This is a genomic window from [Erwinia] mediterraneensis, from assembly GCF_900604315.1.
In the GTDB taxonomy this organism is placed as follows: Bacteria; Pseudomonadota; Gammaproteobacteria; order Enterobacterales; family Enterobacteriaceae; genus Pantoea; species Pantoea mediterraneensis_A.
On record NZ_LR026978.1, the window covers coordinates 2,114,385 to 2,137,485 of the forward strand.

Annotated in this window: 20 protein-coding genes, 3 tRNA genes and 2 pseudogenes; 10 read left to right on the forward strand and 15 right to left on the reverse strand. The window is 54.9% G+C overall.

Translation table 11 applies throughout. The annotated features are described in order from the left end of the window. Positions 1 to 115 precede the first annotated feature (115 nt). On the forward strand, positions 116 to 280 hold the full coding sequence (locus E0E17_RS20615; RefSeq protein WP_130833861.1) for a DUF3289 family protein: 165 nt from the start codon (positions 116 to 118) through the stop codon (positions 278 to 280). Next, positions 228 to 689 (forward strand): DUF943 family protein, encoded by a 462-nt coding sequence (locus E0E17_RS09805; protein WP_130833863.1) that lies wholly within the window; start codon positions 228 to 230, stop codon positions 687 to 689. The genes E0E17_RS20615 and E0E17_RS09805 overlap by 53 nt, the downstream gene beginning before the upstream one ends. A 65-nt stretch (positions 690 to 754) precedes the next feature. Here the strand turns inward: E0E17_RS09805 and E0E17_RS09810 are convergent, their stop codons facing one another. From E0E17_RS09810 to E0E17_RS09830, 5 genes are all read right to left on the reverse strand, one after another. Further along, positions 755 to 1,873: an NAD(P)/FAD-dependent oxidoreductase gene (locus E0E17_RS09810; RefSeq protein WP_130835508.1), complete on the reverse strand. Its 1,119-nt coding sequence runs from the start codon at positions 1,871 to 1,873 to the stop codon at positions 755 to 757. Positions 1,874 to 1,911: 38 nt separating this feature from the next. Then, the gene (locus E0E17_RS09815; RefSeq protein ID WP_130833865.1) at positions 1,912 to 2,991 is read right to left on the reverse strand and encodes a Gfo/Idh/MocA family protein; all 1,080 of its coding nucleotides are present in this window, start codon (positions 2,989 to 2,991) and stop codon (positions 1,912 to 1,914) included. Beyond that, positions 2,991 to 3,764, reverse strand: a complete 774-nt coding sequence (locus E0E17_RS09820) for an amino acid ABC transporter ATP-binding protein (RefSeq protein WP_130833867.1) — start codon at positions 3,762 to 3,764, stop codon at positions 2,991 to 2,993. The genes E0E17_RS09815 and E0E17_RS09820 overlap by 1 nt, the downstream gene beginning before the upstream one ends. Positions 3,765 to 3,766: 2 nt before the next feature. Next, positions 3,767 to 4,582, reverse strand: a complete 816-nt coding sequence (locus tag E0E17_RS09825; RefSeq protein WP_130833869.1) for an amino acid ABC transporter permease — start codon at positions 4,580 to 4,582, stop codon at positions 3,767 to 3,769. Positions 4,583 to 4,662: 80 nt separating this feature from the next. Then, entirely contained in the window at positions 4,663 to 5,484 is an 822-nt protein-coding gene (locus tag E0E17_RS09830) for an ABC transporter substrate-binding protein (RefSeq protein WP_130833871.1), read from the reverse strand. A gap of 199 nt (positions 5,485 to 5,683) precedes the next feature. Here E0E17_RS09830 and E0E17_RS09835 point away from each other — a divergent pair, with 199 nt between their 5' ends. The 4 genes and pseudogenes from E0E17_RS09835 to E0E17_RS09850 all read left to right on the forward strand — a co-directional run bounded on the left by E0E17_RS09835 (position 5,684) and on the right by E0E17_RS09850 (position 8,658). After that, positions 5,684 to 6,757 (forward strand): LacI family DNA-binding transcriptional regulator, encoded by a 1,074-nt coding sequence (locus E0E17_RS09835; protein WP_130833873.1) that lies wholly within the window; start codon positions 5,684 to 5,686, stop codon positions 6,755 to 6,757. Positions 6,758 to 6,852: 95 nt separating this feature from the next. Further along, positions 6,853 to 7,563, forward strand: a complete 711-nt coding sequence (locus E0E17_RS09840; protein ID WP_130833877.1) for a GNAT family N-acetyltransferase — start codon at positions 6,853 to 6,855, stop codon at positions 7,561 to 7,563. A gap of 418 nt (positions 7,564 to 7,981) precedes the next feature. Next, positions 7,982 to 8,221 (forward strand): annotated as a pseudogene (locus tag E0E17_RS09845) (tlde1 domain-containing protein); the annotation flags it as partial. Beyond that, the gene (locus E0E17_RS09850) at positions 8,218 to 8,658 is read left to right on the forward strand and encodes a hypothetical protein (protein ID WP_130833879.1); all 441 of its coding nucleotides are present in this window, start codon (positions 8,218 to 8,220) and stop codon (positions 8,656 to 8,658) included. The pseudogene E0E17_RS09845 and the gene E0E17_RS09850, both read left to right, overlap by 4 nt. A 134-nt stretch (positions 8,659 to 8,792) precedes the next feature. Here E0E17_RS09850 and opgB read toward each other — a convergent pair whose 3' ends face one another. Together opgB and E0E17_RS09860 are read right to left on the reverse strand one after the other, a co-directional pair. Then, the gene (opgB, locus tag E0E17_RS09855; protein WP_130833881.1) at positions 8,793 to 11,090 is read right to left on the reverse strand and encodes a phosphatidylglycerol--membrane-oligosaccharide glycerophosphotransferase; all 2,298 of its coding nucleotides are present in this window, start codon (positions 11,088 to 11,090) and stop codon (positions 8,793 to 8,795) included. 317 nt (positions 11,091 to 11,407) lie between these two features. After that, the gene (locus E0E17_RS09860; protein ID WP_130833883.1) at positions 11,408 to 12,430 is read right to left on the reverse strand and encodes a glycosyltransferase family 32 protein; all 1,023 of its coding nucleotides are present in this window, start codon (positions 12,428 to 12,430) and stop codon (positions 11,408 to 11,410) included. 451 nt (positions 12,431 to 12,881) lie between these two features. Here E0E17_RS09860 and E0E17_RS09865 point away from each other — a divergent pair, with 451 nt between their 5' ends. Next, positions 12,882 to 13,835 (forward strand): beta-propeller fold lactonase family protein, encoded by a 954-nt coding sequence (locus E0E17_RS09865; protein WP_130833885.1) that lies wholly within the window; start codon positions 12,882 to 12,884, stop codon positions 13,833 to 13,835. Here the strand turns inward: E0E17_RS09865 and E0E17_RS09870 are convergent. Further along, a complete protein-coding gene (locus tag E0E17_RS09870; RefSeq protein WP_130833887.1) occupies positions 13,832 to 14,386 on the reverse strand; it encodes a histidine phosphatase family protein in 555 nt (184 codons plus the stop codon). The two genes, E0E17_RS09865 and E0E17_RS09870, sit on opposite strands and share 4 nt — an antisense overlap. A gap of 559 nt (positions 14,387 to 14,945) precedes the next feature. Here E0E17_RS09870 and E0E17_RS09875 point away from each other — a divergent pair. The 3 genes and pseudogenes from E0E17_RS09875 (at position 14,946) to E0E17_RS09885 (ending at position 18,406) form a co-directional block, all read left to right on the forward strand. Then, the gene (locus E0E17_RS09875) at positions 14,946 to 16,325 is read left to right on the forward strand and encodes an MFS transporter (RefSeq protein ID WP_439654640.1); all 1,380 of its coding nucleotides are present in this window, start codon (positions 14,946 to 14,948) and stop codon (positions 16,323 to 16,325) included. Positions 16,326 to 16,400: 75 nt separating this feature from the next. Beyond that, positions 16,401 to 17,448 (forward strand): annotated as a pseudogene (locus E0E17_RS09880) (LacI family DNA-binding transcriptional regulator). Further along, a complete protein-coding gene (locus E0E17_RS09885) occupies positions 17,429 to 18,406 on the forward strand; it encodes a nucleoside hydrolase (protein ID WP_130833889.1) in 978 nt (325 codons plus the stop codon). Before E0E17_RS09880 ends, E0E17_RS09885 begins: the two are co-directional and overlap by 20 nt. Before the next feature lie 30 nt (positions 18,407 to 18,436). Here E0E17_RS09885 and E0E17_RS09890 read toward each other — a convergent pair whose 3' ends face one another. From E0E17_RS09890 to rsmC, 7 genes are all read right to left on the reverse strand, one after another. Further along, the gene (locus tag E0E17_RS09890; RefSeq protein WP_130833891.1) at positions 18,437 to 18,901 is read right to left on the reverse strand and encodes a YbaK/EbsC family protein; all 465 of its coding nucleotides are present in this window, start codon (positions 18,899 to 18,901) and stop codon (positions 18,437 to 18,439) included. A 93-nt stretch (positions 18,902 to 18,994) separates the two neighbouring features. Further along, on the reverse strand, positions 18,995 to 19,789 hold the full coding sequence (gene fhuF, locus E0E17_RS09895) for a siderophore-iron reductase FhuF (RefSeq protein ID WP_130833894.1): 795 nt from the start codon (positions 19,787 to 19,789) through the stop codon (positions 18,995 to 18,997). 250 nt (positions 19,790 to 20,039) lie between these two features. Then, a complete protein-coding gene (locus E0E17_RS09900) occupies positions 20,040 to 21,149 on the reverse strand; it encodes a GGDEF domain-containing protein (protein ID WP_130833897.1) in 1,110 nt (369 codons plus the stop codon). A 396-nt stretch (positions 21,150 to 21,545) separates the two neighbouring features. Beyond that, a tRNA-Leu gene (locus E0E17_RS09905) sits at positions 21,546 to 21,632 on the reverse strand. A gap of 28 nt (positions 21,633 to 21,660) precedes the next feature. Then, a tRNA-Leu gene (locus E0E17_RS09910) sits at positions 21,661 to 21,747 on the reverse strand. 32 nt (positions 21,748 to 21,779) lie between these two features. After that, a tRNA-Leu gene (locus tag E0E17_RS09915) sits at positions 21,780 to 21,866 on the reverse strand. Between the two features lie 153 nt (positions 21,867 to 22,019). Continuing rightward, on the reverse strand, positions 22,020 to 23,051 hold the full coding sequence (gene rsmC, locus E0E17_RS09920; protein ID WP_130833899.1) for a 16S rRNA (guanine(1207)-N(2))-methyltransferase RsmC: 1,032 nt from the start codon (positions 23,049 to 23,051) through the stop codon (positions 22,020 to 22,022). Positions 23,052 to 23,101 lie beyond the last annotated feature (50 nt).

Below are 23,101 nucleotides of genomic sequence, written 5' to 3' on the forward strand. Positions count from 1 at the left end.
TTTTGGTAAAAAATAAGGCGTGTAAATAAGAGAAGGTTTCTTATGGCGATTTTATTAGCATTGTCATCGGGTGCCGGAATTTTTAATTAAAGGATGTTTTATTAAAGGGAACACTATGGAAAATTCATCAGTTGTGTCTGAAGCCCTGAGCCTGCCGTACATAATATGGAAGACTACACACCTCTTTAACGATGACAGCGCCAGTGATATGAGATGTGGCGATCTGGATGAAAAAAAGCTTAAAGAACTGGCTACTATTACAGCCCACTTTAATCATTGACGTTCACCCTGGCAAATATAAAAGCCATGTGCTTGTAAAATATTTCCGCGTAACTGATAAAGGAAAAATAAAGCGGTGGCTCGGCAATAGAGAGAAATTAAAAACCAATTATAATATACTCCGGCCCTCTCATGATGGTAAGTATAGCATTACCTTGTGGGATATGGGTGCAGGATATCAGGAATTAAAGCGCAAAGAAAATACTCTTTTACCTAACCATGATCTTTCCTGGCTGCTTTGTTTCGATGATATGAAGGTGAAGGAAAATTGTACTGATAAAGAGAACTGGTTAATGGACATTAGTCAAAACCGGGAAGGAAAAGTTTATATCGATGTTAAAGGTGCTACTTATCGCCAGACCAAAAATGGCTTTGAACGGTTAAAAAAAGATTCAACGTTTTTCAAATAAAAGCCATCATCTGGCCGAAGCAGCCGACCCGGCAGTCGGCTGCATAATTTACAAATAAGCGCGTGTTAACCAAAGCGCTCGGCGCGGAAGGTTGCCAGCATCGGATGTTTCTCGCCGCTCAGGATCTCGCCGGCCAGCAACTCGCCTACAATCAACGCCAGGGTGGCACCAGAGTGGGTAAAAGCCACAAAGCAGCCCGGTACTTTTTCCAGTTCGCCCAGCACCGGATTGCCGTCACCCGGAATCGGCTTCGGTCCCAGCTTCCAGCCCTGTGCCCGTACAGGCTCCTCGCTGGCGAGCAGCTTGCCTGCTTCCTGCATCAGCGTCTGTACCACGCTTTCTGCAATGGTGTAGCTGCCGTCCGCCTGTTTCACGATCTCCTCTTCGTACCAGTCGTGATCCACCGCCAGGGTGTTACCGGGATTGGGACGAATGGCAGCACGCGGGGTATTCATTACCACTTTCAGGCCGTGGGCACCCGGTTGTGTGGTGACCAGCATGGAAACTGGTGAGCCGTTAGGGATGTTTACCCCCAGCGGCGCAACCACCTCTGGCGTCCAGGGGCCACAGGCAACCAGCACGGCATCGGCGCGGAACTCGCCTGCTTTTGCGCTGCGAATGCCGCAGGCGCGCTGACCTTCGGTTATAACACTGGCTTTCCCCGCATGCTCGACGATTTTCCCCCCTTGCGCCCGCAACTGCTGCGCCAGAAAGTCAATCAGATGCGGCAGGCTGACCCAGCCCTCGCCGGGGTTGAAGATGGCATCATCTGCCACGGCATCCGCGTTCACGTGCGCATCAACGGTTGCCACCCTGAGGGGATTAACCAGCCGCGAGTCGTAACCGTGCGCTTGTTCGTAAGCATGACGTGCGCGCGTACCGGCGCTGTCACTGGCGGACCAGAACAGACCGCCATCAAAGCGTAGCCAGTCGCGGCCTGGATCCTGGGCGAACAGGGTGCGATAGCGATCGATCCCCGCCATACGCAGCGCATGATACTCCAGCGAACGTTCGCCCGCGGAGTTGAGCCATGACAGGGATCGCCCGGACGCACCGGAACAGAGTTCAGCTTCGGTAACCAGCGTCACCGTCGCGCCCTGTTTGACCAGCTGCAACGCTGTGGAAACACCCAGCACGCCGCCGCCCAATACCACAACCGTTTTGCTTTCAGGTTTTACAGACATCATTCTCTTCCTTGCACTCAGGGGAAAGGGAACGCCGTTCAGGCGTTGCGCACCGTAAAGCGCGCATGGAGATCGTCAATCAGGCGCAGCACGGTCAGCGCCTCATGGGCATCTACCGGCGGTGCGCTGCCGGTCAGCAGCGCCTGAGCCAGCAGGGCATAAAACGCAGGATAGTTGCCGCGTTCAGCGGGCACGGCCTGAACCTCGTCGCCCTGGCCGAGCATTCCCCACTGTGCGGCTGGCGTCACGCCGTAATCCGTATCGCCGGGTAGCATGCCCGCCGCCAGCGCAGGCTCCTGATTATCCAGCCCCCAGCTGGTAAAGGCGGCGCGACTGCCGAGCAGATGGAAACGCGGTGCCGGGCGGGCCGCCAGCCCGTTCATCCACAGACGGGAGCGCACGCCATTTTCATGCAGCAGCGAGACAAAACTCGCTTCGTCGCTGTCGGAGAGCGAGGCGGCTGAATAACGCGCCAGCTCTGCCGACGCCTCGCGCACCGGGCCAAAAAGCTGGATCGCCTGATCGATTAAATGGCTGCCGAGATCAAGCAGCAGACCGCCTCCTTGTGCCAGGGTGACGCGATCGCGCCAGTTGCCAAATCCCTCTGGTCGCCACCACTCAAAGCGCGACTCGAAGGTACGCACTTTGCCCAGCGCCTCATCAGCCAGCAGACGTTTCAGCGTCAGGAAGTCGCCATCCCAGCGGCGATTATGAAACACCGTCAGCAGCGTGTTGGCCTGCTGCGCTTCGGCCATCATCTGCGCCGCCTGAACGGCATTCGCGGCGAAGGGCTTATCTACGACCAGGTGAATCCCACGGGCGCTGGCGTCATGGGCCTGGCGCGCATGCTGATCGGGAGGCGTACCCAGTACGATCAAATCGATTTGCAGGTCACCGCTGTCGATCTGCTGCAGCAGACTCTCCCAGTCGGGCAGGATGCGAGTCTGCGGATAGCGCTGTTGTGCGGCCTGCACACGTGCTGCATTGCCGGTCACTATGACCGCCAGCTGATAGTGCGCGTCATGGGCGATCAGCGGTGCGTGAAAGACCTGACCAGCGATACCAAAACCGACCAGCGCGGTGCGAATCGGTCCTGAAGTGAGGACGCTATGGGCCATCAGAGTACCTCCGAAAGAAAACGTTGCAGACGCGGCGATTGCGGGCGGTCGAAAATGGCATCCGGCGGCCCGACCTCGACAATTTCACCCTCATCCATAAATACCACCTGGTCGGCGACCCGACGGGCAAAGCCCATTTCATGGGTCACCACCACCATCGTCATACCCCGGCGACAAAGGTCCGCCATCAGCGTCAGCACCCCTTTTACCAGTTCGGGATCGAGCGCCGAGGTCGCTTCGTCAAACAGCATCACCTCCGGAGCCATCGCCAGCGCCCGGGCGATGGCCACGCGCTGCTGCTGCCCGCCAGAGAGATCCCGGGGACGGTGATCGGCGCGCTGACTGAGACCCACCTCATTCAGCCGCTGTTGCGCAATCGCCATCGCCTGCGCTTTCGGTAAGCCTTTTACCTTCCACGGGGCCAGCGCGACATTCTCCAGCGCGCTGTGATCGGGAAACAGATTGAAATGCTGAAACACCATGCCGATGCGCAGCCGCAGCGCGTCGGGCTTGTCACGCAGCACTGATTTTCCTGCCAGCAGCACATCACCTGATTTCGGTTCATGCAGCCGGTTAATGCCGCGCAGCAGTGTAGATTTCCCTGAGCCGGATGGCCCGATAATGCAGGTGGTCGATCCCGGCGCAATGTGCAGCGAGACGTTGCGCAGCACTTCAATGGGGCCATAGGCCAGCGTTAAGTTGCGCAGTTCCAGACTGGCACCCTGATAGGCCTGGGTTTCGGCGCGTTCCGCCAGAGTGGCTTGTTGGCTCATGTTTACTGCCCTCGTTCGGTAATCAGCGGATTGACGGCACCGCTGGTCAGGGTGGGGGAGGTCTGCTTTACCTCTTCCACTTCCTTCAGGCCACTTTGTGGGGCGGTCATGCGGCGGCGTCCGGTGCGGTAGCGCACGTCAATGTAGTTGACGGCATGGGTCAGCGGCACGGTGATCGCCAGGTAGAAGAGGCCGGCCAGCATCAGCGGCGACAGGTTGCCGGTCAGCACGGCGGCATCCTGGCCGACGCGGAACAGTTCGCGCTGATTCGTCATCAGACCCAGCAGGTAAACCAGTGAGGAGTCCTTAATGATGGCGATAAACTGATTGACGATGGCGGGCAGCACGCGGCGAATCCCCTGCGGAATAATTACCAGCCGCATGGCGCGGCTGTAGCTCATGCCGAGCGCACGGCAGGCTTCCATCTGGCCTTTCTCTACGCTCTGAATGCCGGAGCGAAAAATTTCCCCCATATAGGCGCTGGCGATCAGGCTCAGGGCGAAGATGCCCAGTGGGTAGGGGGTAGGGCCGAACAGCTGGTAGCTGAAGCGCGCCAGGCCCTGCCCAATCAATAAAATGGTGAGAATCGAGGGCAGGCCGCGAAACAGGTCGGTGTAGATGCGTGCCGGTACCCGCAGCCAGCGTGACGGCGAAATGCCCATCAGCGCCAGAATCAAGCCAAACAGCGTGCCGAGAATCGTTGCCGCCACTGAGATAATCACCGTGTTGACCAGACCGGTGCCCAGCAGCTGCGGCAGCACCTGCAGCATCGAGGGGATGTCAAAGAAGGTGCGCGAGAGAAGAGTTAACAGATCCATAGCCGTGTCTCATGTGTAGCGGGTGACGAGACGCGCTCATCACCGGTTGAGCTGTCTGAACGCGGAGCGTTCGCGCGGAGTTACTGGCCATCAGGCAGGTATTGCTTCGGCATCGGCGAACCCGGAAACCATTTCTCGTACAGCTGTTTCCAGGTGCCATCCTGCATCGCTGCCTTGATCGCCTTATCCAGCGCCGCTTTGAACTCAGGCTTGTTTTTGGCGATGGCCACACCGGCCGGGGCATCAAAAGAGGGGATATCCGCCGCGCTGACCAGTTTGAAGCGTTCGGCATAGCTTTTCGCCGCTTCGTAATCGAGGAACACGGCGTCCAGCGTGCCGTTGTTCAGGCCGGAGATGGCGGCGTTGTTGTCCGGGAAGCGCACCACGTCAGTCTGAGTAAAATGCTGCACTGCATAATGTTCCTGCAGGGTGCCCTGTACCACGCCGAGGCGACGTTTCGCCAGGGTCTCCACGTTCTTCACGCCGGAGTCGCTGCGGGTCAGCACGGTAAGGTAGCCCGCCAGATAGCCGGTGGAAAAATCGACCGTTTTCTGACGCGCCGGGGTGATGCCGATGGCGGCAACGCCCGCGTCATACTGGCCGTTGGCTACCGCAGGCAGAATGGCGGAGAAGTCCTGCCCGATAAAATCAACCTGATCAATGCCGATGCGCCGGGCGACATTTTTGAAAAACTCCACATCGAAGCCGGTGAAATGACCGTTCTGGTCGGTGAAGGTATAGGGTTTGGCATCGCCGAGGCTGGCAACCCGCAAATGGCCGGGCTCAATCAGGCCATAAGGATTGTTGTCGCTGGCGGCATGCGCGCCCAGAGAAAAAGTGCAGAGAGACACCGAAGCAAACAGCGCCGCGGCCAGGTGATGCAGGTGTTTGTGCGATTTCATAGCTCATCCGTTTTATCAGGTTTCAACATCAGAGACTGTTGAACCGGCGGTTTATGATAATGTGAGACCGGTCTCAACGCAGGTGACTGTTTGCCGGTATCGTCATTGTGAGACCGGTCTCAAACAGTTACAATGATAATAAGCACACCCTTTTTGCAGCGTCAATCATCCTGTTATCAACTTGTGATTCGAATTAATTATGACGAACCTGATCCCACGTACCAAAGCTCCAACCGTTGCAGATGTGGCCAGGGCTGCCAGCGTCTCGAAAGCCCAGGCGGCACGCGCCCTGGGCGGCTACGGCGCCGTCAGCGAAGAGGTACAGAACCGGGTAAATGCCGCCGCCGCGCAGCTGGGCTACCGGCCTAACGAACTGGCGCGCAGCATGAATACCGGGCGTTCCAATACCATCGGCGTGATTGTTGGCGATATCGAAAACCCCCATTTCGGTCTGGCGCTGCGCGGTATGGCCGATGTGGCGCGTCAGGCGGGCTATCATCTGCTGCTGAGTAACAGCGATGAGAAGCTGTCTGCCGAGCAGGAGGCGGTGCGGGTGATGCTGGAAAAACGTGTCGACGGTATTATCGTCGCCCCCAGCAGCTCACTGGCGGCAGACAATGCGCATCTTGCCCAGATTATTGCCGACGGACGCGCGCTTAAACTTTTCGACCGTGCGGTAGCCGGGCTGGATGTGGAAGCTATTTGCGTCGATTTTACGGCACCGGCGCGCGAAGTGACGCACCAGCTGCTGCAGGCAGGGCATCGTCGTATCGCCTATATCACCAGCATGCGCTGTGTCGGTGGGTATCGTCATCCCGACGACCTGGGGCTGACGCCGGTGGCCCAGCGCGTCAGCGGCATGGAACAGGCGTTTGCCGAAGCCGGTATTGCTTTCGACCCCGGGCTGATCAAGGTGAACGCCAGCGACGACAAGGCCATTCAGCGTATTGTCTCTGAGCTGTTGCAACTGCCGCAGCCGCCCAGCGCACTGATTGCCTCCGACAGCCTGATAGCCATGTCCCTGTTACGGGAACTGACGCGGCGCGGCGTGCGCATTCCGCAGGCGATGTCATTTGTGATGTACGATGACTTTCCCTGGAGCGAACTGGTGATGCCGCCGCTGACGGTGGTGGCGCAACCGGTCTATGAGATGGGACGGGAAGCGGCGCGGCGCCTGATTGCGGAAATCCGCCAGGAAGACGCTGGTCCGCTGCAAAGTTTTCACGCCTGGCTGGTGGCACGTCGTTCCATTGCGCCACCCGCGACGCGTTAAGATTCTGCTGCGCTTAACAGCGCGGACGGGGAAGGGATGCGTCTGGCCGCGTATTCAGGCATGCTGTGCTTCTGGCAGCGCAACTGGAGATGGTTATGACAGGCAATACGAACCGTTTTGGTCAGCCGGTGGGATGTGCGATGGATGACTGGCAGCCACGCCCTTTTCCTCAACCCCTACGTTTACAGGGCCGTACCTGTCGGCTGGAACCCTTTGATGCTGACGCACACGCCGCGGCGCTCTGGCGGGCTTATGCGCAGGCCGCTGACGAACGCGACTGGACCTATCTCTCCGTCGGGCCTTACCCGAGCGAAGCTGCGTATCTGACCCAGGCTCAGCAGATGATGCAGAGCCGCGATCCGCTCCACTTTACGGTGATTGATGAACGGCATAACGCGCCGGTGGGTACGCTGGCGCTGATGCGCATTGTGCCCGAACATGGCGCGATGGAAGTCGGGCATGTGACTTTCTCGCCAGCATTACAACGTACTGTGATGGCGACCGAAGCGCACTATCTGCTGATGCGTTACGCCTTCGATACCCTGGGCTATCGCCGCTATGAGTGGAAATGCGACAGCTGCAACCAGCCTTCACGACGGGCAGCGCTGCGCCTTGGGTTTAAGTTTGAAGGTACATTCCGACAGGCAATCGTGTACAAAGGCCGCAGCCGGGATACCTGCTGGTTTTCCGTGATTGATGGTGAGTGGCCGCAGCTGAAGCAGGGCTTTGAACGCTGGCTGGCACCGGAGAATTTCACGGAAAATGGTGAACAGCGGGAAAAGCTGGAAAACATGCGCGCCGGATAACCGGCGCTACCCCAGAGTAAATGCGGAACGCATTATTCTGGCGCTGAGCAATGATAATAATTAATGTGCTAATTTAAACTGGCTTTTAAATAAATTTTAGTTATGGATTTTCTTTTTATTTTATTATATTTTTATCCTGTTGGCGTTAGATTTTTCAGTGTCTACAGATGTATTAAATATTAATATTGTAATAGATTGGTAAATATTTAAATTGAATTTATATTTTTGGTGATAATAAGAGAAGTTGCTATTTTTTGTTTTTTAATTAATTTTATGTTGAAAAAGGAATTGTTATGACATGGAGATATAAAGTTAAAGAGGCTGTTTTTATCAAAATGAAGTTTTCAGGTTTAAAGCTACATATGCTGGTGCAGTAGGGCATTATAATGATTCTTCTAAAGAATGTGTCAAAAATAAGGGGCCTTTACCGCGTGGTACATATACCATTGGAACACCTTATAACTCAGCAAAAACAGGCGCTTTCACACTGCCTCTGACACCAGAAAAGAATAACAGCATGTGCGGGCGTAGCTCATTTTTAATCCATGGCGACAGCGTTAGTAATCCAGGAACGGCTTCACAAGGATGTATTATCGCCAGCAAACATGTACGTGAAAAAATATGGGAAAGTAATGACAGGGAGTTAATCGTAGAATGAAAAGATCTATCGCGATGGCAGGGCTTTTCTTTGTTTTACCGGTCTGTGCTGTTGAAAAACATCCGTGCGTTATTCCCGGTTCTGCGGTAGATATTGCATTGCGTCAGGCATTAGAGCAGGACAGTGGTTTTGATGAGAAAAACTGGGATCGCGCGGCTTCCCGGCTTGAACTGATTGAAAATGCCCCGGTATCTGGCCTGTTTGCAGAACAACTGGCGCAGGAGGATGCTGCATCTGAACCAGAGGAATCAAAACAGGGTCTTTATAAAGGTATGCTGACGGCTTACTCCTCAAATAATACGCGGAATCTTATTGTCCGGTATATTTACTTCAATAAACAAGGAAAAAAGAATGTTTATATCGGGTCCGCGCTGGTGGATGATTATGAGTGTTCAGTCAATTTCAAAGGTTACCTGACAGTATCGCGCGAGTTTTAATGCTCAAAACCGCCAGGTGAACCATTCACAGAATGTCATTAAATGGCTGTGCTGAGAACATCTGGTCAGCGCCGTAAGAAGTCCTGTACCGCAACGCCTGAGCCATCCCCGTAGCGAGGATGGCTCAGGGTGAATTACCCCTGGGGTTGGGGCACGATTTTCAGATCCACCATGCCAATGCCCAGCTTGCGCGGATCCTGGCCCACAATATTATCCATATCGGTTAACTGCGGTTCCGGTGGCACAATCACCAGGTTACGGCTGCCCGCTGGATTAACGAAATGCAACGTGGTAGTGGTGTCCTTTTCACTCAACGTCAGTAGTTGCTGCTGATCGCCAACGCGTACCGGAATAGGGCGATGGGCATTCGGGCCATAGGCGCGGGCAGTAATCACCACATCAAAGCGCGGCGGGAGCGGTTCAACATATTCAATCTCCACTTCAGGAGCCAGATTGGCATTTGACCAGCGTCCCCAACTCTCCGGGCGGGAAATGCCTTTAAAACTTTTCACGCTGGCAGGCGCGCCCGGTACAGCAAACAGGAAGTGGTCCGCCTGATAGCGGATATCGTTATCATTAACCCGCATCAGTGCGACGTTACGTTGATACTGTTCGGTGCTGATTTTGCTGGCCGGGAAACGCACTTTGCTCTTATAAAGTGCAGAGGGCACCGGCATGACGCTGGGCTCTCCGCCCATCTGTCCGATGGCCAGACAGAGATCGGTCGACAACGTCAGTTCCGGTTTCCACAGTCGCGCCATTTTAAAACAGCGATCGGCCCAGACGAATTTGTCTTCCGGTGCGAAGTCCGCCAGCTGATAACGCAGCGGCGCCGCATATTCCCCTTCCGGCAACGGCTCAACACGTCCTTTGCCGACGCGGAACAGGATAGGTAACTTAAAGGTCGTGCCTGAAAAGCTGAAGCTGTTTGCCGTCTGGTCGATAGTGAATTCGTCGAGCGTTTCAGGGAAATTCCACATCCCGATAATATCGGGTTTCCAGGTCGTGGCTTTTTGCTTCAGGTCTTTAAACACCACCGATAAAGAGGTGCCTGACAGGCTGCTGCGCCCGAGACCCAGGAAATTATCCCCACCCAGAATATCCAGCACCGTGGCACCGTTATCGAGGGTGTTACGCCGTCCGGCGATCACATCTGCCTGCGGCTGGTCGCCGCGAATAACAAAAAAGAGATTATGACGCGGCTGCTGAACCAGATACTGATGCGCCGTATTGTTCATCGCCAGATGATCGGAAGCGACAACAATCACGGTGTTTTTAAACCACGGGGACGCCTTGATGCGTTCAATCAGGCGCGCAATATGTTCCTGCGAACAGGCAACAGCACTGAATGACTGATTCGGTTTACCTTCATAGCTAAAGCTTTTGCGCTGACAGCTGCGGGAAATAAAGCCGTCCGGATGATGGGTATCTACCGTCAGGGTAAACAGGGCAAAACGCTTATTCTGACGAGAAAGCGCTTCATACTGCTCAAACACCTCATCCATCACGGTATCGTCATAAAAACCCCAGTTGTTACGATAGGCGGGATCGGCCACCTTGCTCATCAGCTCCTGCGCGCCATACATATGTTGCGGCTCGAAACCGTGTGATTGCAGAAAAATATCTTTACCGGCGAAACGCAGGTCGGCTCCCTGAATAAACCAGTTTTCATAGCCGGAGTTCTTCAGGATATCGCCGAGGCAAAGATTCTGCGGATAAAAACTGGAGAGCGAAGCGGAGGCGTTGCCATTAAAGGGAGCAAACAGCGGAATGCCGCATTGGGAGGCGACCATACCGGCAATGGTGTAATCGGTACCGGGCAGCTGCTCGGTACCGCTGAAATCGAGGCTCTGCGCGATTTCCCGGCTCAGCTCCGGCGCCAGGCCGGGAAAGGTCTGTTGATTGAAGTAAGTACGCTCAAGGCTCTCGCCATAGATATAGACGAGATTAAGCTTTGGTTCAGGAATCTTTTTCTGCGGCACTTTGAAATAGCTGGCAAAATCGGAGTCTCCCAGCCGCGTATGAGTGGCGAACAGGCTGGTGACCTGCTGAAACGCGGGGGTGGTTTGCACTGAACCGACAGCACAGGCGACGGCGAACAGGCTCCAGCCCAGATGATGCGGCCGATTCTGACGACGTAAAATCCACGAGAGCAGAAAAAACAACAAACAGAGCACCGCCAGCAACCCAAGGGCCGGAGCGATATATTTTGCCGTTCCGGCCCCCGTCAGGCTGTTGGTCAACGTATAGATCACGGCATCAGTAATCCCTTCGCCCGTAAAGTAGTTACTGGCGTAAAGGGCAGCATTGAGCAGAATAAACAGGGTAAGAAGCAGTAAAATCAGGGTAAACCAGAATTTGTTGCGCCCGGCTTTATATGAATAGACAGCAATGGATGCCAGAAATAAGATTACTGACAAGAATTCGGACAACGTCAATTCCTCTCTCTCTGTGAACGGGCGGCTCCCTGCGAATGCAGACTGCATGATCCGTCAATCTATCCCGCCTGTCATACGGCTGCAACATATCCCGCCAGATTTGTGCTGGCGGTTTGAAAATGGTTTAACAGGGGGAGGCTGAGGAATAGCGATGCTGCCCGATTTCAGCGCCCGGGCGGCGCTGGCATCAGAGGCAGGGTAGCAGATTCTGCCGCAGGGGAGAGACGCAGGATGCCTGTGCCGCTCGTTTCTGGATCGTGCGCTCCAGCCAGATTCAGGCTCCACGCGCGATTTGCACCGTGTTTCACGGACTAGGCGCGCGCTTTGTCGGCCGGTGATGGCAGTGAGGCGGGCAGCTGTTGCGTACGCGCGTGCATCATTTCACCAATAATACTGGTGCGATTATAAAAGCCGAGCTTCAGATTGAAATCGAGATGCAGACGCTCATTACCGGTTAATTTAATAATAGGCGGTGGCGTTTGTGGCCGCTGATTAAACATTACCATGCGGGCAAAGGCGTCGCTGTCCCAGCTGTGCATACGCTGATAATAAAAGGCGTTCGCTTCGCATTTACGTAAGAAAACATTAATCCGGCGATACTCTTTTATTGCCGCCTGCTGGGCCAGATAAATAAGCAGGTACGGAGGATCCGCGATTTTCTGCACAATAAAGGGATAGTCATCACGCTTTTTCATTTCATAAAAATAGTTTTGCGCACCCAGGTGTTTTACCGGCGTCAGCTGTTTTAACCATTCGCGAATAAAGGGATTCTGTGGCGGCGTCGCCAGGAACCAGCTCTCAATAACCGGAGAGAGATAATTAACCGTAGAGACATCACGATAATAGCCAATAAGATCCATGGGCTTATCCTGATGGATACGGTGCACCCAGGAGAGATCCTCAAACAGGATCGTGCTGCAATCGAGCCAGATGCCGCCATAGCGGTAAAGCAGCTCCAGGCGGATAATATCGCTTTTCAGCGCGATGGTCAGATCGGAGGAGGTGAAATTCAATTCCGGTAACCAGTCTGCCAGCGTACGCTGATTTAATATCCTGACATCGTGATCCGGATTTTTAGCGCGAATGGCATCTACCATTAACGCAATGGATTTTGGCAGGGTAATATCGTGCCAGTACATCCAGATAACGTGTGGAATCTCAGGCAGCGTTTTCTTCCCGGAAATTATAATGACATCATCTTCCAGTGCGGGATCATATTCCGGCGCCTTTACAGCTTGTTGTTGCTTTTTATGGATAAGCATCTGGCTGGTAAAAGCGATACGTTTCCAGTTATGCCAGAGTTTACGCGCAGGTTGTATGATTTTTTTATTCATAATGCACCTGTTTGTTGTCGTTATAGTGGTTAAGCTTCCCTGATGCTAACGCGTCAAAAGACGCGCGGGAGGTATCCTTATTGCTGTGTTTAAATCAGTCGTACCGTTGCTTAATAAAACATTCTCGGGAAAGAAGCTATCTATTTCCCGAAAATTAGGATTATCTTGAAAAGGGGCCGCCAGCGGAAGAATAGAGAAGTGCGGCCATACAGCAGGATTAGTTTTTTGATTATATTACGGATGTGCTCAGGGATAGCCTGAGGATTATCTTAATCGCTATTATTTTATTCCCGCCATAACAATCAGTTTCGGGCCTGCGTTTTTTAGTGTCATAAAGGGCGATATGGATCACGGTGTCATTCATCAGCCTGGCGCAGGATCCCGCCGGAATATGAACGCAGCTGCATCGGTTGTCTACGCTTAAAGCAGGTTTCTCAGGAAGGAAGGATTTATGACACATGCAAAAAACGGGTTACTGGCCGTGGATAAGCAGGGCAACCGCGTTCTGTTTCTTAATCCTGACACCTTTGCCGTTGAACAGGAGCTGAATGCGTTTCCACCCTCTCCACATGAGTTGCTGATGCTGCCGCATCTGGCAAAAGCCTATGTTCCTGTCTTTGGCGATGATACCCAGGGGCATCACCCCCATGCCGGTCATAAAATCGCAGTGATCGACCTGCGCCAGCGACGTATCAGTAAGTTTATCAATTTGCATCCGTTAATTTCCCCCCGCTTTGGCCAGCTGGGGCGTGACGGTAAGGTCTACCTCTGCTGCGAGAAAAGTGCTGTGGTGGCGGTGGTGGATCCGCACAGCGATCAGCTGGAGCGCACTATCCCTGTTCCGTCGCATCATGCCCATCGGCTGGCTCTGTCGCCGAGCGGCCGCAAGCTTTTTACCGATAACGAAGAGGACGCCTCGATTACCGTGGTTGATCTTTGTGAGGCCTCAGGACGGGTGATTGACAACATTTTGCTGCACGGGCCCATTGCGGGTCTGGCGGCCTCGCCACGCCATCCTTACCTGGTTGCCACGGCGGCAGATGAACCGGTGCTGTATGTCATTGATCGTCAGAGTCATCGCATACGCCAGCGCCTGCCGCTGCCGGGACATACCCGACCGTGTCGGGTGGCGCGCTTCAGCGCTAACGGCGAACGGCTGGTGGTGATTGGCGATCAGGAGCCGATCATCACCTTGTTTGATGAGCTGCTGAATCCGCTGGGAGATATACATGTCGGCAGCAAGCCGATGGATGGCTGTTTCAGTGAGGATAACCGCACCTTGCTGATCGCTAACCAGGGGGACGGCACCCTGAGCGTGATCGATCTGCAGCAGCAAAAAGTGATAGCCACGCCGCGCGTCGGTACCGGCTGTGAAGTGTTGAGCTACTTCCAGCTCAACGACTAAATAAAGGGACGATGATAGATGGAGGTGCTCCAGTGGCGGCTGCTGGCATGCTTCTCCGCCTGCCAGCCCCGTTTACGCAGCTCACGGGTAATCATCTTGTTCATCAGACCATGCCCGACCAGCAGCACGGTGCCGCGTCGCGAGAGGGCCACCAACTTATCCGCCGCCTGGCGCGCGCGTTGCCGCGCATGCTGCAGAGACTCGGTACGTCCGGCCAGGCCACACAGCCACAGGAAATAAAGCAGTGCCAGCCAGAGCGTGGGCGGCAGATGCAGGCGCTCAGAAGGCAGTTCCGGCACAGCCACTTCGCGAAACAACGCATCAATCTCATTGGGCTGCATACCCAGTTGGGTCAGTGAGGAGCGCGCCCGCGGCAACGGGCTGGAGACAATCACTTCTGCCTGGCGCGCAATCGCGAGGCTACGCGCTGGCGGAGCGTCGCACACCGGGGCCATATCATACGCCCTGCACCAGGCGGCAAGCGCCTGCGCATTTATCCGGCCTGCAGTCTGCTGTTCGGGTTTACCGTGGCGCATCAAAATGATTGTCATATTGCATCTGCCTTATCGCTTTTCAGCCTGAAAGCGTATCTATTGTCAGCGCCAGTTCTGCGCGTCAGGCCCAGGTTAACTACAGAAAAACTTTGTAATAACAGAAGTTAATAATCCCTCTCCTGAGACTGATTTATCAATATGGCAAAGATAATGGCTGAAATGCAAATAAAATGCCTGTTTTGCGAGCGAAAATGCAGGGCTATGAATTTTGCTTGAAAACTTGCAGATAGTGACCATTTGTCACTATGTATTTAATCTAATGTTTTTTTGCGTTTTCCACTTGATTTATCTACGCGCGTAGATACACTGGGCAACGAGTGATAACTCACGCATCACGAGTGTTGTTTAGACTGCAAAGAATCACGTTGCATTTGCTGTATTAAAACGATCGGTAAAACACCGGCAACATCAGCAAAGAAGATTGCGTTCAACACCAGGGAACCTTTTACTGATTTTTACCACGCAGCACATCCAGCCTCGTTGCCGGGGAGTTCTCTCTCTAAGGAGGGAGTTTTCCCACGGAAGGGAACACATTCAACAGCGACATAAGGAAATGATGATGACTTCAGCAAAAACAGAGGCCTCGCCTCTCTCCCCCGCCGATCAGCGGCTGAACGATCGCGCCGGACGCAAAGCATTCTGGCGCGCCACTTTCTCTTGCTGGCTTGGCACCGCCATGGAGTATGCGGATTTTGCTCTCTATGGCCTGGCTGCCGGTCTGATTTTCGGCGATGTTTTCTTTCCTGAGGCGTCACCCGCCATGGCGCTACTTTCCAGCTTTGCCACCTGGTCGGTGGGCTTTATTGCCCGTCCGATTGGCGCCCTGTTTTTTGGCTGGTTAGGCGATCGCAAAGGACGCAAAGTGGTGATGATCACCACCATTATCCTGATGGGCGTCTCCACCACGCTGATCGGCGCTATCCCCGGTTATGATACTATTGGCCTCTGGGCCCCCGCCTGTCTGGTGCTGCTGCGTTTCAGCCAGGGACTGGGCGCCGGGGCGGAACTCTCAGGCGGCACCGTGGTGCTGGGTGAGTATGCGCCCGTTACGCGCCGCGGACTGGTCGCTTCGGTGATTGCGCTGGGCTCTAACAGTGGCACCCTGCTGGCCTCACTGGTCTGGCTGGCGGTGATTCAGATGGATCAACAACAGCTGCTGGAGTGGGGCTGGCGCATTCCTTTTCTGAGCAGTGCCCTGATTGCGCTGGCGGCGCTGTGGATCCGTCGCCACCTGCAGGAAACGCCGGTATTCGCACGGCGTCAGGCCGAACAGCGGGAAATGGCCGCTAAGTATAAAGAAGAGGTGGCCTGCGAGACATCGGGCAGCTTCTGGCAGCGCAGCCGGTCATTCTGGCTGATGGTCGGCCTGCGTATCGGAGAAAATGGGCCCTCTTACCTGGCGCAGGGTTTTATGGTGGGGTACGTGGCGAAAGTATTAACCATGGATAAAACGGTGCCCACCACCGCGGTCTTTATCGCCTCCTTTTTAGGTTTTCTGGTTATCCCTTTCGCCGGCTGGCTCTCTGACCGCTTTGGCCGCCGCATCACCTATCGCGGTTTCTGTCTGCTGCTGATGTTCTACGCCTGGCCCGCCTTTATGCTGCTGGAGAGCCGTGAACCGGCACTGGTGATTACGGCGATTGTGGTGGGTATGGCGCTGGCTTCGCTGGGCATCTTTGGCGTGCAGGCCGCGTGGGGCGTGGAGATGTTTGGCGTGAAGCATCGCTATACTAAGATGGCGGTAGCAAAAGAGCTGGGCTCCATTCTGTCAGGAGGAACCGCTCCCTTGCTGGCGGCAGCCATGTTCTCTTTTACGGGACACTGGTGGCCGATTGCGCTCTACTTTTCAGCGATGGCTGCTATCGGCTTTATCACCACCTTTTTAGCCCCGGAGACGCGCGGACGCGATCTTAACCTGACAGAAGACGCTGTGTAATTTCTCTTTTCAGGCCGGGCAAGATGCTGACCAGTCGCCACTGGTCAGTGATTTTTTATTCTGGAGACAGCGTCAGTGGCAAAACAGCATTCCGGACGTGTGACCCGCACTGATGTCGCCAAAGCTGCCGGGACATCGGTCGCGGTGGTCAGTTATGTCATTAACAATGGCCCGCGCGCGGTGGCGGAAGCGCGTCCTCAAGGCGATCCAGCAGACGGGCTACCGGCCGAATGGCGTGGCGCGTGCGCTGGCATCAGGCAGCACCAAAACCTTTGGCCTGGTGGTGCCGAATATTGCCAATCCTTTTGTGGCCTCCATGGCACACCTGCTGCTCCAGGAATCGCTGAATCACGGTCACGTTATGTTGCTGGGGGATGCGGGTGACGATCGCCAGCGCGAGCTGGAGCTGATTCATAGCCTGTTGAATCGTCAGGTGGATGGCCTGTTTTATACCAGCGTCGATCGGCATCCCTATATTGATGTCCTGCTGGCCAGCGGTACGCCCTTTGTGATGCTGGACCGCGTCGCCGCCCAGCCGGAAGTGAATATGCTGTATGTCAACGAACGTGAGGCGGCGCGTCAGGCGACGACGCATCTGCTCAGCCACGGTTATCAGCGTGTCGGTATGATCAGCGGCCCGCCGGAGATGCTGAATGCGCAGGATCGTATTCAGGGCTGGCGCGATGCGATGGAGGAGTACCAGCTTGAGGTCGATGAGCAGCTGATTTTTCCTGCCAGCTATACGCGTGAGGGCGGCTATGCTGCGGCGCAGTGGATGCTGAGTGAGAACCGGCTGCCACGTGCGCTGTTCGCCAGTAATGAAGGGCAGGCGACAGGTTGTATTCGCGCTTTTTTTGAACAGGGTATCCGCGTCCCGGAAGATGTGGCGCTGGTCTGTTTTAACGGGACTGAGCAGTCGCTGTTTCATGTTCCTTCTCTAACCTCTGTCCGGCAGCCGCTGCGCGAGATGGCCCGCTGCGCCATTGCGATGCTGAAAAACCCGCAGGACGGGGTAAAACACCAGGAATTTAGTCATCAGCTGGAGCTCGGTGAGTCTTGCGGCTGTAAAAATCTGACGTCTTTAATGAATAAAAACGAGACCAATGAAGCGAGTGATTATTGACTGCGATCCGGGAAATGGTATTGCGGGTGCAAATATTGATGATGGACTGGCATTAGCGCTGGCGCTCGCCTCGCCGGATCTGTCGCTGGAACTGATCACGACGGTGGCGGGCAATACTCCGAGCGACACCGGGGCCAGCGTAGCGAAAGATTTAATCACGCGGCTCGGTCTCTCTGTGCCGGTGGTACAGGGCGCAACGCGTGCGCTGAAAGAGGATCCGGCTCCCTGGCGCGAGCAGCTGAGCTGCTCACCGTCGCTGGCAGCGCTCTGGCGCAATGTCCGCCAGCCGGAGCCCAGAATTGCCGATGGCTTTGACGCTGCGGAAGCGATTGGCCAGCTGATTTGCGATCATCCCGGCGAATTTACCCTGATCGCCATCGGTCCGCTGACCAACGTGGCGCAGGCGCTGCAGCGTTATCCGGCCATGGCGGAGGCGGTGGCGGAAATTGTCATTATGGGCGGCGTGTTCGCGCTGGATAATTACATTAAAGACACCAACTTTGGCTTTGATCCGGAAGCGGCGCATCAGGTGCTGCACAGTGGCGCAACGCTGACGCTGATACCGATGGATGTCACCACGCAAACGCTGATGACCCATGAGGATTTACAGCGTATCACCGCATCCGGGCATCCCTTAGCGCAATATGTCCGTGAAACGCTGCGTCCCTGGCTCGACTACTCAATTCTGACGCGCCAGCTGCCGGGCAGCTGGATTCATGATGTGCTGGCGGTCGCCTGGCTGCTGAATCAGCGTGTGGCTACCGGCATCGACTATCACGTCGATATTGAACTGCGCGCTGGAGCCACGCGCGGTAAAAGCTGGCGCTATCGTACGCCGCTGCGCGTCAAAGTGGGTGTGCCGGAGAATAGCGGAGCGCTGATTCATGTGCTTCACAGTGTGGATAATGCGCTGTTGCTTAACATGATTGAGCAGGCGCTCAACAATGCCCGTTTTTAGCCGTTTCTGGTAACGGGCACGGCGGCGACCTTAGCGCGGATCGCAGACATCTACCCATTTCGCCGCCGTCAGCTCAGCCATACGCTGTGGCGAAATACGCACGGCGCTGTGGATGGCGCCTGCTGCGGGCAGCACTTCATCAAAGCTGCGTAGCGACACGTCGCAATAGACGCGCAGCGGATTTTCCAGCCCGAACGGACAGACGCCCCCCACCGGATGGCCGGTCCAGTTGATTACTTCATCGACGCTCAGCATGCGCGCTTTGGCGCCCAGCGTCGCTTTAAGCTTGCGATTATCCAGACGGGCATCACCGCGTGTGACAATCAGCACCACCTCATCTTTGACCTTCAGCGACAGCGTTTTGGCGATCTGGCCAGGCGTGACGCCATGGGCGCGCGCCGCCAGCTCCACGGTCGCGGTGCTTTGCGGTAATTCAATAATCGCGATTTCAGGTGCGTGTTCGGCAAAGAACTGCCGTACCGACTCCAGGCTCATGTTTTTCTCCCGTCATGAAAATGCCTAAAAGCTGCCATAAGCGCTCAGGCGTGTAAACGGGACAAAAGAGAATTCGTCTCTGCGACGGCGGAATCAGACCGCTTTCAGGGTACAGTTGCCGCAACGCGCCACATCGGGGATGCGATAGCGCTGGCAGCAGCTGCGGCGTTCCATGATGCCGTTACGCGGGATCATGGTGCGATAGAGGGGATTGTCGCTGCCATCCAGCAGACGACTGGAGAAAAACAGCGCCTGTTCCAGCTGCAGCAGCGTGGCGTCATCCAGCACGCTTTTCAGCTCGCCGAGGAACCACCAGAAGCCGTAGCCGAGATTGTTCCAGATCAGCTTGCTGTTGATATCGCCATGACGGGCGATGGCGTCGACCACCGGGATAAGGTGTTGCTGAATCAGACGATCGATGCGCTGAGTGGCGCTGAGATAACGGGCCACCTCATCTTCCTGCACATCGATCCAGAAGGTGGCCGGGCGACCGGTTTCATGAAATTCCACATGAATATGCTGCGGTGAGCAGTTGAGCGCTCGCGGCTCCTGCAGCAGCGCCAACATCATGGGCGGCAAAATCAGACCGAAATACCACTGCGCCCACAGGGATTGCAGCGGTTTGGCTTCCCGCGGCATGGTGGGGTGATTACGGTAGAGATCATCGCCGTAACGTTGTTCCAGCAGACGAAATACCGCCGGTTGTGACCACGCATCCAGCGTCATCGCGTTCTCAGGGGCCTGCTGACCCAGCCTGACCGCATCCAGCATCCAGCTGAATTTCTCACTCATCAAATCATGCAAGGCTGCAGCGAGCGAACGGTCGCTCTGCATAAAGATCAGCGGGTAACGACTGAAACGGTGAGCCTGAGGAGTGAGAGTAGACATGCTTGTCCTGTTGCACACAAACCGGGATAGAAAAACAAATGATAATCGTTCTTGATTCTGTCTACAAGTGAGAAAACGTCTCGTTTGCATCCCAACAGATAAAAAAGCTGGAGAGTGTGGCAGGGGGCGCAGATCGCCGCGCGCACCTGAAGCGACGTCGCGGTGAAGGCAGCAGGACACGCTCGTCCTGCTGTACCGGAATCACAATTAAGCAACCGCACGCCGGAGCAGGCGGAAGATGGCAGACTGGTCAGGAAAAGGTTACATCAGAGTCGCTGGCCGCGCCCGATGTGATTTTAGGTAAATCATCCCATGCCAGAATCGTGTTGCGTCCCTGGTTTTTCGCCACATAGAGGGCGCGATCGGCATTCGCCACTGCCTGTTCAAAATCATCATCAAATATCGGCGCAATGCCGGCGCTGACAGTGACATGGGTAGAGACTTTTGCGTTAAAGCGGTGGGGGATTTCCAGATCGACCACATACTGGCGAATGCGCTCGGCCAGTTTCATAGCAATAGAGGCGTTAACGTTGGTCAACAGTACCAGAAACTCTTCGCCGCCATAACGCGTTACCACATCCCGCGAGCGTACTGCATCGCGAATCGCTACCGAGACGCGTGCCAGTGCCTGATCACCCATCGCATGGCCGTAATTATCGTTATAGGCTTTGAAGTGATCGATATCGAGCAGCAGAACAAAATGGCTACCGGCATGGTTTTCCAGAATATTTTCCAGACGATTTTTCAGTCCCCGTCGGTTATAAAGGCCGGTCAGCGGATCGAGCATACTTAAATCGCTGAACGTCTCTTTTTCTTCATACAACTGACTCATCAGGCGGCGGGTAAAATTTTCCACCCGGCGGCGCATCAGATGCTGCAGAGAAAAACCAATAAGCGGCAGGGCAATGGCAAACAGAATCAGCGCCAGATGTTGCCCCTTATCCAGCAGCAGCACGGTAAATACCGGGGGGGCGATATGCAGGCAAAAAGCCAGCAGATAATCGCTCAGAGCAATGGCGCTGACGAAAAAAACGCTGATCAGGCTAAGCATTAAAAAACCGCCATCGAAATAAAATACCTGATGGTAACGGCAATCAATATGCCAGGCCCAGAGCGCGCCCGTCACTAATGCCACCGGATAGAGTAGTGACAATTTAAGTTTAGGCCTGAGAAAACAGCCGAAAAGCGCCAGCACACTGAATAACATGATGGCAAAAGCGGGTAAAACATTTTCCTGCTCGCTTTTATCAAAAAAAGGAAGCAGAGAAAACAGGGCAACAGCGACATTTAAAAACAAAAAAAGCAGCAGCGAAAGCCAATATTTGCTGTGTTTCAATTCTTCATAGGATTGTAATTTCATTATAAATACTCGTGACTGCCCTGAAATATCAAAGCACTACCCGACGAAATAATAAATTGTCAGGCGTAGAGCAATTTTGCTGTGTAATTAAAAATTTTTATTATCCGCAATCTAACATTTTCCAACTGGTCTGTCATCTGCCTGCCACAGGAAAGCAAAGCGGGGTCGCGTCACGGGCGTGATAAAACGGAGAAGGAAAAAGCGCACGGAAAAGGGCAGAAGATTGTGGCTTTACGCGGTAAGGCCTTTTTAAATCGGGTTTGCTCAGTTTTTCGTCGGTAGCAAAAGGGGAGGTCGCCAGGCAAATAGCAGCGTTTATCAGGCCAGCTGATAGCCAGGTACTTTCAGAAAACTGCCAAAGGGAAGCGTACAACAGAAGGAAAGAAGAGGACAACCTGGTGCGAAGAGAGGGACTTGAACCCTCACGTCCGTAAGAACACTAACACCTGAAGCTAGCGCGTCTACCAATTCCGCCACCTTCGCATTGAGTTGTCTGTTCATATCACCGCATTGGTGCGAAGAGAGGGACTTGAACCCTCACGTCCGTAAGGACACTAACACCTGAAGCTAGCGCGTCTACCAATTCCGCCACCTTCGCGCGATGCTGTGCGATATGAAACTTGTGGTTGTTGGTGCGAAGAGAGGGACTTGAACCCTCACGTCCGTAAGGACACTAACACCTGAAGCTAGCGCGTCTACCAATTCCGCCACCTTCGCCTACCAGCAATACCTGACAGTATTGCAACCACGGAGGCGCATTTTAGAGATTTTCCACCTTGCGTCAACACATATTTCGCAGCGATGAAACGATTGCTGCAAAAAGCAACGTTTCATGCGCTGCGCCTGTGATTTTCAGCACAGCAGGCGCGTTTAACGACCGCGCGCGCCACGGCCATACACGGCACGATAGACTTTGAAGCGCCCGGTTTGCGCCAGCACTTCGTGACTGCCGAAGGTCTCATCCAGCACCTGCGGGTAGGGCAGGAAGGCGTTCGCCACGATACGCAGCTCACCGCCGGTATTCAGATGTTTGGCCGCGCCGCGAATCAGAGTATGAGCTGCTTCAAGGCTGGTCTGAATGCCTTCATGGAACGGCGGATTGGAGATGATCATATCGAAACGGCCGGTCACCTCGGAAAAAACGTTGCTGGCGAACACCTCGCCCTCCAGTCCGTTTGCCGCCAGCGTGGCTTTGCTCGCTGCGATAGCCGCCGCATGAACATCGCACAGCCAGAGACGCACTTTCGGCGACTGGCGCGCCAGCGCTGTGGCGATGACGCCGCTGCCGCAGCCGATATCCAGCACCTTGCCTTTGGCATGGGGCGTCAGGGTAGAAAGCAGCAGGGCGCTGCCGGTATCCAGACCGTCGCGGCTGAACACGCCAGGCAGGGTGCTGATAGTGAGATCGCCCAGTGCATAACTGTTGTAAAATTCGTCCGGGTCGAAGGCGGGCTGCTGCGCCAGGCGACCGTGATAAAGGCCGCAACGGCGCGCACTGTCGATTTTCTCCAGTGTGGCCCAGGCCTCCAGCATCCCTTCAGCGCTGCGCACGCCGCTGCGGTTTTCACCGATCACAAAAACATCGCAGCCTGTCGGCAGCAGTGCCAGCAAATTCTGCAGCTGGAACTGGGCTTCGGGCTTATTCTTCGGCCAGTAATAGATCAGCGTATCGCAACCCTGTACCGCATCTGCTGTTGCCACCAGACCGTACTGCGCTGCATCACCCAGGTGGCGACGCAGATTTTGCCAGTGATGATATTGCTGGGTATGCACCCGGGTCGAGGCTGTTTCCAGCTGAGCAGGCAGGTCGTCCTGCAGATCGCCAGCAAATAACACATGGCGGTTAGAAAATTCATCACTGTGGCGCAGTATCACTTCGCTGGCCGGGGTAAAAGCAGACATGGAGGGCTCCTGTTGTGTCAGAGCAGCGATTATAGTGGTTTGTTGGCGCA

Bases quoted from the DNA above. Each gene is read 5' to 3' on its own strand.
- E0E17_RS20615 (WP_130833861.1), top strand. From the start codon at position 116: ATGGAAAATTCATCAGTTGTGTCTGAAGCCCTGAGCCTGCCGTACATA.
- E0E17_RS09805 (WP_130833863.1), top strand. From the start codon at position 228: ATGAAAAAAAGCTTAAAGAACTGGCTACTATTACAGCCCACTTTAATC.
- E0E17_RS09810 (WP_130835508.1), bottom strand. From the start codon at position 1,873: ATGTCTGTAAAACCTGAAAGCAAAACGGTTGTGGTATTGGGCGGCGGC.
- E0E17_RS09815 (WP_130833865.1), bottom strand. From the start codon at position 2,991: ATGGCCCATAGCGTCCTCACTTCAGGACCGATTCGCACCGCGCTGGTC.
- E0E17_RS09820 (WP_130833867.1), bottom strand. From the start codon at position 3,764: ATGAGCCAACAAGCCACTCTGGCGGAACGCGCCGAAACCCAGGCCTAT.
- E0E17_RS09825 (WP_130833869.1), bottom strand. From the start codon at position 4,582: ATGGATCTGTTAACTCTTCTCTCGCGCACCTTCTTTGACATCCCCTCG.
- E0E17_RS09830 (WP_130833871.1), bottom strand. From the start codon at position 5,484: ATGAAATCGCACAAACACCTGCATCACCTGGCCGCGGCGCTGTTTGCT.
- E0E17_RS09835 (WP_130833873.1), top strand. From the start codon at position 5,684: ATGACGAACCTGATCCCACGTACCAAAGCTCCAACCGTTGCAGATGTG.
- E0E17_RS09840 (WP_130833877.1), top strand. From the start codon at position 6,853: ATGACAGGCAATACGAACCGTTTTGGTCAGCCGGTGGGATGTGCGATG.
- E0E17_RS09850 (WP_130833879.1), top strand. From the start codon at position 8,218: ATGAAAAGATCTATCGCGATGGCAGGGCTTTTCTTTGTTTTACCGGTC.
- E0E17_RS09860 (WP_130833883.1), bottom strand. From the start codon at position 12,430: ATGAATAAAAAAATCATACAACCTGCGCGTAAACTCTGGCATAACTGG.
- E0E17_RS09865 (WP_130833885.1), top strand. From the start codon at position 12,882: ATGACACATGCAAAAAACGGGTTACTGGCCGTGGATAAGCAGGGCAAC.
- E0E17_RS09870 (WP_130833887.1), bottom strand. From the start codon at position 14,386: ATGACAATCATTTTGATGCGCCACGGTAAACCCGAACAGCAGACTGCA.
- E0E17_RS09875 (WP_439654640.1), top strand. From the start codon at position 14,946: ATGATGACTTCAGCAAAAACAGAGGCCTCGCCTCTCTCCCCCGCCGAT.
- E0E17_RS09885 (WP_130833889.1), top strand. From the start codon at position 17,429: ATGAAGCGAGTGATTATTGACTGCGATCCGGGAAATGGTATTGCGGGT.
- E0E17_RS09890 (WP_130833891.1), bottom strand. From the start codon at position 18,901: ATGAGCCTGGAGTCGGTACGGCAGTTCTTTGCCGAACACGCACCTGAA.
- fhuF (WP_130833894.1), bottom strand. From the start codon at position 19,789: ATGTCTACTCTCACTCCTCAGGCTCACCGTTTCAGTCGTTACCCGCTG.
- E0E17_RS09900 (WP_130833897.1), bottom strand. From the start codon at position 21,149: ATGAAATTACAATCCTATGAAGAATTGAAACACAGCAAATATTGGCTT.
- rsmC (WP_130833899.1), bottom strand. From the start codon at position 23,051: ATGTCTGCTTTTACCCCGGCCAGCGAAGTGATACTGCGCCACAGTGAT.